This window comes from Actinophytocola algeriensis, assembly GCF_014203735.1.
In the GTDB taxonomy this organism is placed as follows: Bacteria; Actinomycetota; Actinomycetes; order Mycobacteriales; family Pseudonocardiaceae; genus Actinophytocola; species Actinophytocola algeriensis.
Genome location: NZ_JACHJQ010000006.1, coordinates 25501 through 35974, shown reverse-complemented (window position 1 = coordinate 35974; position 10474 = coordinate 25501). Strand labels below are relative to the sequence as shown.

General features: G+C 69.2%; 9 protein-coding genes. 7 read left to right on the top strand and 2 right to left on the bottom strand.

Annotated features, from left to right (window positions below; translation table 11 throughout):
* Positions 1-256: 256 nt before the first annotated feature.
* The 7 genes from FHR82_RS27365 to FHR82_RS27335 are packed head-to-tail and all read left to right on the top strand — an operon-like array spanning position 257 to position 8170.
* Positions 257-1261, top strand: a complete 1005-nt coding sequence (locus FHR82_RS27365) for a DUF1702 family protein (RefSeq protein WP_184813434.1) — start codon at positions 257-259, stop codon at positions 1259-1261.
* The gene (locus tag FHR82_RS27360) at positions 1258-3231 is read left to right on the top strand and encodes a CRTAC1 family protein (protein WP_184813433.1); all 1974 of its coding nucleotides are present in this window, start codon (positions 1258-1260) and stop codon (positions 3229-3231) included. The genes FHR82_RS27365 and FHR82_RS27360 overlap by 4 nt, the downstream gene beginning before the upstream one ends.
* Positions 3232-3239: 8 nt before the next feature.
* Positions 3240-4274: an enediyne biosynthesis protein gene (locus FHR82_RS27355; protein ID WP_184813432.1), complete on the top strand. Its 1035-nt coding sequence runs from the start codon at positions 3240-3242 to the stop codon at positions 4272-4274.
* Positions 4271-5650, top strand: a complete 1380-nt coding sequence (locus tag FHR82_RS27350; RefSeq protein ID WP_184813431.1) for a cytochrome P450 — start codon at positions 4271-4273, stop codon at positions 5648-5650. Before FHR82_RS27355 ends, FHR82_RS27350 begins: the two co-directional genes overlap by 4 nt.
* A gap of 25 nt (positions 5651-5675) precedes the next feature.
* The gene (locus tag FHR82_RS27345; RefSeq protein WP_184813430.1) at positions 5676-6848 is read left to right on the top strand and encodes a class I SAM-dependent methyltransferase; all 1173 of its coding nucleotides are present in this window, start codon (positions 5676-5678) and stop codon (positions 6846-6848) included.
* A 3-nt stretch (positions 6849-6851) separates the two neighbouring features.
* Entirely contained in the window at positions 6852-7880 is a 1029-nt protein-coding gene (locus tag FHR82_RS27340) for a carboxymuconolactone decarboxylase family protein (RefSeq protein WP_184813429.1), read from the top strand.
* Positions 7881-7888: 8 nt separating this feature from the next.
* A complete protein-coding gene (locus FHR82_RS27335; protein WP_184813428.1) occupies positions 7889-8170 on the top strand; it encodes a hypothetical protein in 282 nt (93 codons plus the stop codon).
* Positions 8171-8500: 330 nt separating this feature from the next.
* Here the strand turns inward: FHR82_RS27335 and FHR82_RS27330 are convergent, their stop codons facing one another.
* Together FHR82_RS27330 and FHR82_RS27325 are read right to left on the bottom strand one after the other, a co-directional pair.
* Positions 8501-10027, bottom strand: a complete 1527-nt coding sequence (locus FHR82_RS27330) for a multicopper oxidase family protein (RefSeq protein ID WP_184813427.1) — start codon at positions 10025-10027, stop codon at positions 8501-8503.
* A complete protein-coding gene (locus FHR82_RS27325; protein WP_184813426.1) occupies positions 10024-10446 on the bottom strand; it encodes a hypothetical protein in 423 nt (140 codons plus the stop codon). Before FHR82_RS27325 ends, FHR82_RS27330 begins: the two co-directional genes overlap by 4 nt.
* Between the last annotated feature and the right edge of the window lie 28 nt (positions 10447-10474).

Genomic DNA, 10474 nt, shown 5'->3' with positions numbered 1-10474 from the left:
CGCCGGCCGCTGACCCGCGGCGATGAGGCCGAAGTTCGGCGACAGTCCTCGACACGCTTTTCCCAATGCCGCTACCAAGCGTGCACGAGTGATGTGCCGTTTGCCTTCTCTTCATGTGCCTACCCGGTCTCTTCTGCCGAAACGGGCATAGCGCATCAGTGGAGATGCGCGGTGCCACGTGCGCGACTGACCCTTGGCAATGTCGACGTCGTCAGTCGATCAAAAATCACGATGCCGTTTTGCTGACGGTTAGGGGATGAACTTGTCCAGTTCATGGCGGGCGCTGCGGCGGCGCCTACTGACACCGAATGTTGTCGAGACGACTCTCGACAAGCGCGGCTTCCACAAAAAATCTCCGGCTGCTCAGGAACGGCTCGAGACCGTCGGGAAGACCTTCCTGATCGGTTACGCACACGCGGTCGAGGCCCGCACCCCGGCCGACGCGGAGACGCGGATCGAAGAGCTGCCCGACTGGTTGCGCGGCTTCGCCTACGAGGGCGCGGGCATGGGCCTCGCGATGCTCGACGGCCTGCCGTTCGGCCGCTCGGACAACGCCCGCCGCTTCTTCGAGACCGAGAAGGGCCAGACGTACCAGTACCTCGCGTACGTGGGGATCGGCTGGGCGATGGCGCGGCTGCCGCGTTTCCGGTGGCCGAAGCCGTCGTCGCTGGACCCCGTGCTGGTGCCGCTGGTGCTCGACGGGTACGGCTTCCACCAGGCGTACTTCCACACCGCGAAGTACATCGACGGCAAGTACCAGGACCCGAACTTCCCGTGGCCGGGCGGTCCGCACGGGTCCTACGCGAACAGCGCGATCGACCAGGGCATCGGGCGTGCGTCGTGGTTCGTCCGCGGCACCGACCCGGTGCTGGTGGCGGACCTGCTGGACACGTTCCCGGAGGAGCGGCGCCCAGACCTGTGGGCCGGTGTCGGGCTCGCGGCCACCTACGCCGGTGGCGGTGACGACCGGGCAGACGCCGAGCAGGAGCTGCGGACGCTGCGGGCTCGCGCCGGCGACTACCAGGGCAACCTCGCCCAGGGCAGCGCGTTCGCCGCGAACGCACGGGTGCGGGCGGGCATCGTCCCGGCGCACTCCGCGCTGGCCACCCAGGTGCTGTGCGGCACCACCCCGGAAGAGGCGGCCCGGCTCGCTGACGAGCTCCGGCCTGCCGACCAGGCAGACGGCGACAAGCCGGCGTACGAGATCTGGCGGCAGCGGATCGCCAGCGCATTCGTTTCCCTTGGAGGTGTGAACACATGACCGCGGTACTTGGCCTGCTGCGCAGGCAGCTGACCGGTGTCATCGCGCTCGTGGTCGTCGTCGCGTTCTACTTCGCGGTCACCCTGCCGCAGGTTTCCGCGGACACCAGGAACGCGATGGCGGACAACTACGCGTTCGCGGAACACAGCGTGGCGCTCCCCGAGTCGGACAAGCAGCAGTCGATCCGGCAGGTGAACCAGGCGTACAAGCACATCGACGCGTGGATGTCGTCGGTGGGTGCCGCGGTCGCGATGAACGACCTGGACGGCGACGGCCTGCCGAACGACCTGTGCGTGGTCGACCCGCGCACCGACCAGGTCATCATCACGCCGGTGCCCGACGCGCGCGGTGACCGGTACGAGCCGTTCGAGCTCACGCCGGCCCCGCTGCCCGTCAACGACGTGATGGCGCCGATGGGCTGCGTGCCCGCCGACCTCAACGAGGACGGCAGGCTGGACCTGCTGATCTACATGTGGGGCCGCACCCCGGTCATCCACCTGCAGACCGCCGACCACGACGACGCGCTGTCGCCGTCCGCGTTCGTCGCGACCGAGGCAGTGCCGGGCAACAACGCCGGCCCGGACGGGAAGTACAACGGTCCGCAGTGGAACTCCAACGCGGCGACCGTCGCGGACTTCGACGGTGACGGCCACGACGACATCTTCGTCGGCAACTACTTCCCCGACAGCCCGGTCCTCGACCCGAGCCAGGACGGGGGCGTGGAGATGAACCACTCCCTGTCGCACGCGCAGAACGGTGGCGGCAAGCACATCCTGCTCGGCAAGGGCGCGACGGCGGGTGCGAACCCGACCGCGGACTTCGAGGCGGTCCCGGAGGACGTGCTGCCCGAGGAGGCCCGCCACGGCTGGACGCTCGCGGTCAGCGCCAACGACCTCGACGGCGACCTGCTCCCCGAGCTCTACATCGCCAACGACTTCGGCCAGGACCGGTTGCTGTACAACCGTTCCCAGCCGGGCAAGGTGAGCTTCGACAACGTCGAGACGACCCGCACCCCTGGCACGCCGAAGTCGAAGCGGATCGGTGAGGACTCGTTCAAGGGCATGGGCGTCGACTTCGGCGACACCAACCACGACGGCCTCTACGACGCGTTCGTCTCCAACCTGACGGTCACGTGGGGCATCGTGGAGAGCAACTTCCACTACGTCAACCAGGCCAAGGACAAGGCAGACCTGCGCACGCAGCTGCGGTCCGGGGAAGCGCCGTTCAAGGACGTCAGCGGCGGGGACGGCACCGCGTGGTCCGGCTGGTCGTGGGACAACAAGCTCGCCGACTTCGCCAACCGCGGCGAGCTGGACATCGCGGTGACCAACGGCTTCATCCGGGGTTCGACGAACCGCTGGCCGCAGCTGCAGGAGCTGGCGATGGCCAACGACGCGCTGGTGGCCAACCCGTTCTTCTGGCCCAACGCCAACGCGGGCGACGACATCGCGGGCAGTGAGACGCTGCACCTGTTCGTCAAGGGTGAGGACGGCCGCTACACCGACCTGGCGCCCGAGCTGGGCCTGGCCGTGCCGATCCCGACCCGCGGCATCGCCACCGGCGACGCCGACGGCGACGGCCTGCTCGACCTCGCGGTGGCCCGCCAGTACGGCGAGCCGGTGTACTACCACAACGAGGCGCCGAGCCCCGGTGGCTACCTGAACCTCGAGCTCACCCACGAGCAGAAGGAGACGGTCGGCACCGCGGACATCGCGGGCTCGCCCGCGACCGGTGCACAGGTCACGGTCACCACGGCGGACGGCAAGAAGTACATCCAGCGCGTCGACGGCGGCAGCGGCCACGGCGGCAAGCGCAGCACCGAGGTCCACATCGGACTCGGTGACGCCGAGGGCCCCGTGAACGTCTGCATCGAGTGGCGGGACCGGCAGGGCAAGACCCACATGCAGGAGCTTGAGCTGAGCCAGGGCAAGCACCAGTTCGTGCTCGGCGCCACGGCCGAGGAGAAGTGAGGACGGAAATGGTTGTCCAGGAAGCAAAGCCGGGTGGTACCCCGCCCTCGGGTGAGCCGCCGAAGCTGCGCGAACCCAAGCACATCACCGCACTGCGTCGGTTCGCCATCTCGATCACGGCGTTCAACGTCGCCGGTTACATCTTCCTCGGGTTCGAGCAGCCGTGGATCTGGCCGTTCATCGCCATCGCCACCGGCTACACCGTCGAACTGGTGCTGGAGAAGATCGGCGCCCGTGTCGAGGGCCGCGCACCCCGCTACGCGGGCAACGGGTTCAAGGGCCTGATGGAGTTCCTGTTCCCCGCGCACATCACCAGCATCGCGTTGAACATGCTGATCTACGTCAACGACCGGATCTGGGTGATGATGTTCGCGGTCACCCTCGCGGTGGCGGCGAAGTGGATCCTGCGCGCCCCGTCGCGCGGCAGGCTGAAGCACTACATGAACCCGTCCAACTTCGGGATCCTCATGGTGCTCGTGCTGTTCCCCTGGGGCAGCATCGCGCCGCCGTACCACTTCACCGAGGGCCTGAACGACTGGGGCAGCTGGATCCTGCCGGGGATCATCATCATCACCGGCACGCTGCTGAACGCGAAGCTGACCGACCGGATGTGGCTGATCGCGGGGTGGCTGAGCTTCTTCGCGCTCCAGGCGATCCTGCGCGGCATCCTGTTCGACACGGCCATCCCGGGCGCGCTCGCGGTCATGACCGGCGTCGCGTTCATCCTCTACACCAACTACATGGTGACGGACCCGGGCACCACGCCGTCCAGGCCGGGCGCGCAGTTCGCGTTCGGCGCGGGCGTCGCGTTGTTCTACGGCCTGTTCATGGTCATGCACGTGGCCTACGGCCTGTTCCTCGCCACGGCGATCGTGTGTCTGATCCGCGGCATGTTCCTGTGGAGCCTGCACTTCGTCAACAAGGCCGCCGCCGAGCGCGCGCGGCTCGAGGCGGAGAAGGAGAAGGAGAAGGAGAAGGCGGAGCCACCGCTCACGGTGGTCTCCGACGACGGTGGGCCGCAGGCCCGGCCGGCAGCCGCGTGACCACGAACAGTGGCCGAGTGCCCCCAGGGCCGCCCCGCAGGGCGGCCCTGGGGATCCTGCGCCAGCTCCGCGCGGATCGCCTCGGCCTGATGAGCGAGGCGGTCCGCGAGTACGGCGACGCGGTGCGGGTGGCGATCGGCCCGAAGAAGCTCTACATCTTCAACCACCCCGACCACGCCAAGCACGTGCTGGCGGACAACGCGGCCAACTACCACAAGGGCATCGGCTACACGGAGGCCAAGCGCGCGCTCGGCGACGGCCTCCTGACCAGTGAGGGCGCGCTGTGGAAGGAACAGCGGCGCACCATCCAGCCGGTGTTCCAGCACAAGCGGATCGCCAAGCAGGCCGACGTGATCGTGTCCGAGTCGCTCGGGCTGGTGGCGCGGCTCCGCGCGCAGCTGTCCACCGACGGCCCGGTGGACGTGCTGTCCGAGGTCACCGCGCTCACGCTCGGCGTGCTCGGCAGCACCCTGCTCGACGCCGACCTCGGTGAGTTCGAGTCGGTGGGTCACTCGTTCGAGGCCGTGCAGGACCAGGCCATGTTCGAGATGGAGACCCTCGGCATGATCCCGAGGTGGCTGCCGCTGAAGGGGCAGCGCGCGTTCCGGTCGGCACGGGACGACCTGCAACGGATCGTGGGCCTGCTGGTGGAACACCGGAAGGCCAACCCGGTCGAAGCCGGTGACGACGTGCTGACCCGGCTCATCGCCTCCACGAACAAGGAGACCGACCGCCGGGTGGCCGACCGCCGCATGCGGGACGAGCTGGTCACGCTGCTGCTGGCCGGGCACGAGACGACGGCCAGCACGGTGGGCTGGACGCTCGACTTCGTCGGCAGGCACCCGGAGGTCCGGGAGCGGCTGCACGAGGAGGCCGTCGCGGTCTACGGCGACCGCCGTCCGGTCTACGAGGACCTCACGAAGCTGCGGTACACGCACATGGTGCTGCAGGAGGCCATGCGCCTGCACCCGCCGGTGTGGATCCTGCCGCGGCGCGCGCTCGAGGCCGACGAGGTCGGTGGCTACCACGTCCCCGCCGGCGCCGAGGTGCTGATCTGCCCGTACACGCTGCACCGGCACCCGAGGTACTGGGCCGAGCCCGAGCGGTTCGACCCGGAGCGGTTCGACCCCGACATCAAGTCGGACCGGCCGCGGTACGCGCACATCCCGTTCGGCGCGGGTCCCCGGTTCTGCGTCGGCAACCACCTGGGGATGATGGAGGCGACGTTCATCATCTCCACGCTGATGCGCGAACTGAAACTCGGTGCGGTGCCCGGTTTCCGGGTCAAGCCAGAGCCGATGATGTCGCTCCGCCTCGGTGGCGGCCTCCCCATGATCGTCCAAGACTGGTCCGCGCCCGCCCGCCGCGCGGCCTGATCACCCCTGGAGAGCGGTGAACGCCATGTCCGACTTCGACCACCCCAAGGCGGAGGAGTTCGCGAAGCTCCGCGCCGCCATCGTCGACGAGCCGATCCGGGAGCTGTTCCCGTTCCGGTTCCTCGCGGCGAACGAGAACTTCTCCCGCCTCGTCGACGCGACCGCGCACCGCATCCTCTCGTCGATCGGCGCACTGCCCGCGACGAACGGGATCTCGGTCCAGCAGGCCAAGAAGGACCTCTCGATCCCGTGGCGCAGGACGATCCCGCTGAAGTTCCTGTACGAGAAGCTCACCATCGCGGGCATCTTCGAACGGGAGGGCACCCGCTACTACCCCGGTGCGCTGAAGGAGCCCGACTTCGAGACGGTCGCTGCCGAGCTCGCGGAGCGCGAGCCGGGCGTCGCCGTGGCGGCGGACATCCTGCGCACGCTCATCGAGGAGGCCAAGACCTTCTTCGCCGGTGAGGCGACAGGGGACGAGATCCTGTTCGCACCGTCGAAGCTGCCGCTGTGGCTGAAGTACTTCCACAACGACAACCTCCTCTACGCCATCAACAACACGGTCGGCGCCGAGGCGGTGTCGCGGCTCGCGCCTGCCGGCGGCGGCCCGTTCGAGGTGCTGGAGATCGGCGGCGGCTGCGGCAGCGCGGCCGAGTACGTGCTCCGCAAGCTCGGTCCGGCGGTCACCCGCTACCGGTTCACCGAGGTCGCGGAGACGTTCGCGCGGCACGGCGAACGCGCGGTGGCCGCGGCCGCCGACCCGTCGACGACCATCGAGTCGGCGCGGGTGGACATGACGCAGTCGTGGGAGGAGCAGGGCGTCGAGCCGGGCACGTTCGACGTCGTGTACTCGGTCAACTGCTTCCACGTGGCGCCGGACCTGGACTTCGTCATCCGCGAGGCGGCGAAGGCCCTCAAGCCGGGTGGCACCGTGGTCGTGTCGGAGTGCATCCGCCCGACCAAGCTGGCGCGGCCCATCCACGCGGAGATCATCTTCGACTTCCTGGACAGCTTCACCGACGTCGCCACCGACCCGGTGCGGCGCCCGACCCACGGCTTCCTCACCCCCGCCGCGTGGCGCGCCACGTTCGAGGCGGCCGGCCTCGGGGACGTGAAGGTCGTCCCGGACGTCGACGGCATCGCAGAGCAGTACCCGGACTTCGTCGTCGGTGCCGTGATGGCCAAGGCAAAGGGGTAGGCGATGGTCGCCGGACTGGTCCGGTTCGCGGTCCGCAGGTCGCTGAACGACACCCGGTACGTACGGGTGGTCAAACGCCGGCACGCGACGGGCGTGGTGGCGGAGGTCTACCGGCAGGTCGAGCGCGACTTCAGCATGCTCGCCCCGCCGGTGGCACTGCACTCGGCGTCCACCGACGTGCTCGCCGCGTCGTGGATGATCCTGCGCGAAACCCTGCTGGCGCAGGGTTTCGCCGACCGCGCGGGCAAGGAGGCGGTGGCGACCGGCGTGTCACTCGCCAACGACTGCCCCTACTGCGCGGACGTCCACGGGATGACGCTGGCGGCCATCCCCGCCGCGGCCGATGTCGACGAGCTGACGGAGTGGGCGCGTGCGTCCGCGGTGGCCGGCCCGGTCACCGCCCCGTTCTCGTCGGCGCACGCGGCCGAACTGATCGGTGTGGCCGTCGCGTTCCACTACTACAACCGCATGGTGAACGTGTTCCTCAGCGATTCACCTTTCCCGTCGCATGTCCCGGAGTCGGCCAAGCCGAAGGCCAGGAAGGTGCTCGGCGGGGTGCTGCGGCCCGCGCCGGGCGGGGCGGTGGCGGGGGAGTCACTGGACTTCCTGCCCGTGGTTCCGCTGCCCGCCGACCTGTCCTGGGCTCGGTCGAACGGGGTGGTCGCGGAGGCCTTCGCGCGCGCGTACGCGGCGGTGGAGGCGGCTGGTTCGCGGTCGGTGCCCGCTTCCGTTCGTGCGCTCGTCTCTTCCCGGCTGTCCACCTGGGATGGCCGGGCACCCGGGTTGAGCCGGGCCTGGGTTTCGGAGGCGGTCGCCTCACTTCCTCCTGCCGACCGGGCCGCTGGGCGGCTGGCGTTGCTGGTCGCGTTCGCCTCGTACCAGATCGATGACGAGGCCGTGGCTGAGTTCCAGGCCACCGCGCCTGACGATGACACGTTGGTCGAGTTGGCCGCGTGGGCCGCGTTGGCCGCGGCGCGGCGGATCAGTTCCTGGCTCGCCTCGGAGGAAGGTGCCCGGGAGACGGCTGCTTGATCTTGCCTGTGGATGTCAACGTCCCGAAGGGCCCTTCCGCAACGTCCGGTGCGACGAAGGACCCCTTCGTTGCGCTCGATGCGATGAAGGGCTCCTTCGTAACACCCGGCGTGATGAAGGGCCCCTTCGTTGCGTTCACCGTGATGAAGGACCCCTTCGTAACGCGCGGCGTGATGAAGGGGTCCTTCGTAACGCCCGGTGTGATGAAGGGCCCCTTCGTTGCGTCCACCGTGATGAAGGGGCCCTTCATGCCATCGGGCCACGTCCTGAAAGTGCCTTTCACGGCATGAAGGCCAACCGAGCACGGGCGGAAGCCGACCACAGAGGGGCTCCCTGCCATCCCGTCGACCTGGCGAAGCCCGATCACACCGGATCAAGGGGGCACCACCAACGAAACCGGCGGTAAACGCTGGGACCGCCCCCTTGAGCCGGTGTGATCGCCCGTAGGGAGGTCGACGGGATGGCAGGCAGACCCGCACCCAACGCAACCAAACAACCCCAAGCCATCCCAGAGACCTGCCCCTCCGGCGAGGAGCCCCCGGAGGGCACACCCCACCCGCCGAAGACACCCCAGCAACCGGGCTCAAGGCCCGAAAAAGCGTCTTCAGGCCAGGGCACCGTCACGTGACCGTGCGGATGGTGGCCATCATCGCCATGTCCTCGTGTTCCAGGTTGTGGCAGTGCATGACGAACTTGCCCGCGTAGTCGGTGAACCGGACCGCGATGTCGACCACCTCCGCCGGGCGTATGTCCACAGTGTCCTTCCACCCGCCGTCCAGTTTCCCCGGTGCTCGGCCGTCGCGGCGGAGGACCTGGAACGGGTCCAGGTGTACGTGTACCGGGTGGTGTACGTCGGTGATCAGGCGCCAGGTCTCCACCTCGCCCAGTTTGCTGTCCGCGAGGGAGCTGCCCGGCGCGAACGACGTGCCGTTGATCGTCCAGCCCCGGTGGTCGCCCACCGGGCCCCGGGTGAAGCGGAACGTGCGGGTCGGTGCGCCGGGGTTCGGGGTCAGTGGCTCGATCTCGGACAGCCGGTCCGGCACCCGGCTGTCGTCGCGCGCGGTGCGGACCACGTGGAACCGCAGCACGTTGGCGGTTCCGCCGCTGCCGAGCCCGTTCACCATCGTCACCTCCGTTCCTACCAGCACCCGCGAGAAGTCCACCACCACGTCGAAACGCTCGCCCGGGGCCAGCTCGATCGACTGGTGTGTCACGGGTGCCGCCAGCAGCCCGCCGTCCGAGCCGATCTGGGTCATGGGGAGGTTCGGTCCACCTGGCACGCTCAGTTCCAGTCGGTACCGGCGGGCGTTCGACGCGTTCAACAGCCGTAGGCGGTAGCGGGCCGCGTCCACCTCGTGCACCGGCCACGGTGCGCCGTTCACCAGCACCACGTCGCCCAGTACGCCCTCCATCCAGTCGTTCCGCACGCCTGGTACCGAGCGCATTTCCTCGTCCAGCGCCGGGTACGCGAACGAACCGTCCTCTTCGAACGCCCGGTCGCAGATCATCAGCGGTAGTTCGCGGTCGTCGCGGGGCAGGGGAAGCTGGTCCTCCTCGTCGTCGCGCACCAGGTGGAAGCCGGCCAGGCCCCGGTATACCGCTGGGCCGGTGAAGTCCATTCTGTGGTCGTGGTACCAGAGCGTGGCCGCTCGTTGTGCCATCGGGTAGCGGTAGTCGCGTTCGCCTTCCGTGCGGGTGCCGGTGCCGTGGTGGGTCCGCCACTCGCGGGTGTTGCCCACCGGCAGCACGAGATCCAGTGGCCAGCCGTCGTGCTCGTGCGGGGTGTGGCCGCCGTGCAGGTGCACCACCGTGGGCACGGGCAGCTCGTTGCGGTGCCGCACCACCACCGGCCTGCCCCGGCGGGTCTCGAACGTCGGGCCGGGGAAGATGCCGTCATAACCGAGGATCTCGGTACGCAGTCCGGGCAGGATCTCGGCCTGCGCGACCCGCTGGGTGACGCGGTACAGGCCCGCGCTGTCCTGGCGTGCCACCGGCGGGATCGGCAGTGGCACCTGGAACGGCTTCGGCAGGCGCGCCGCGGTGACCAGCTGTTCGCCGGTCTGTCCCGCGGTGCCCAGCCCGCACCCGGCCAGCGTGGCACCCGCGGCGGCGCCACCCAGCAGTCCCAGGAACGATCGGCGGTTCACCGCGCACCTCCCCGGGGCCGGGCGGCGGACGGGCTCCACACCCAGACGGCGAGCAACACCGACGCGGTCGCGATCGCGACGCCCAGTGGGACGTGGACCTCCAACACGCGGGAGAAGCCGAGACCGATCTGGGCTCCGACGGCCAGGAACAGGGCGACCACCACGGGCAGCACCCACAGCCGCCCTCTGCGGAACACGTAGACGAGCGTCAGGCCGATCTGCACGAGCGAGACCGCAGCCAGTGCGGACCCGACGGTGCCGTGCACGGTGATCGCGTCGACGTCGCCGGTCAGGAAGAGGCCGGCGAGCACCGGCTGGGCCAGCACCAGCACGAGGTGGACCGTGGTCGCGACGCGCAGGAACCACAGGGAGAGACGGGGCCGCCGGGCTGTCCCCGTCGGCTGGACAAGTGTGTTCACGAACTCGACGCTATAGGTAGACAGGCTA

Bases quoted from the DNA above. Each gene is read 5' to 3' on its own strand.
- FHR82_RS27345 (WP_184813430.1), top strand. From the start codon at position 5,676: ATGTCCGACTTCGACCACCCCAAGGCGGAGGAGTTCGCGAAGCTCCGC.
- FHR82_RS27355 (WP_184813432.1), top strand. From the start codon at position 3,240: ATGGTTGTCCAGGAAGCAAAGCCGGGTGGTACCCCGCCCTCGGGTGAG.
- FHR82_RS27365 (WP_184813434.1), top strand. From the start codon at position 257: ATGAACTTGTCCAGTTCATGGCGGGCGCTGCGGCGGCGCCTACTGACA.
- FHR82_RS27360 (WP_184813433.1), top strand. From the start codon at position 1,258: ATGACCGCGGTACTTGGCCTGCTGCGCAGGCAGCTGACCGGTGTCATC.
- FHR82_RS27340 (WP_184813429.1), top strand. From the start codon at position 6,852: ATGGTCGCCGGACTGGTCCGGTTCGCGGTCCGCAGGTCGCTGAACGAC.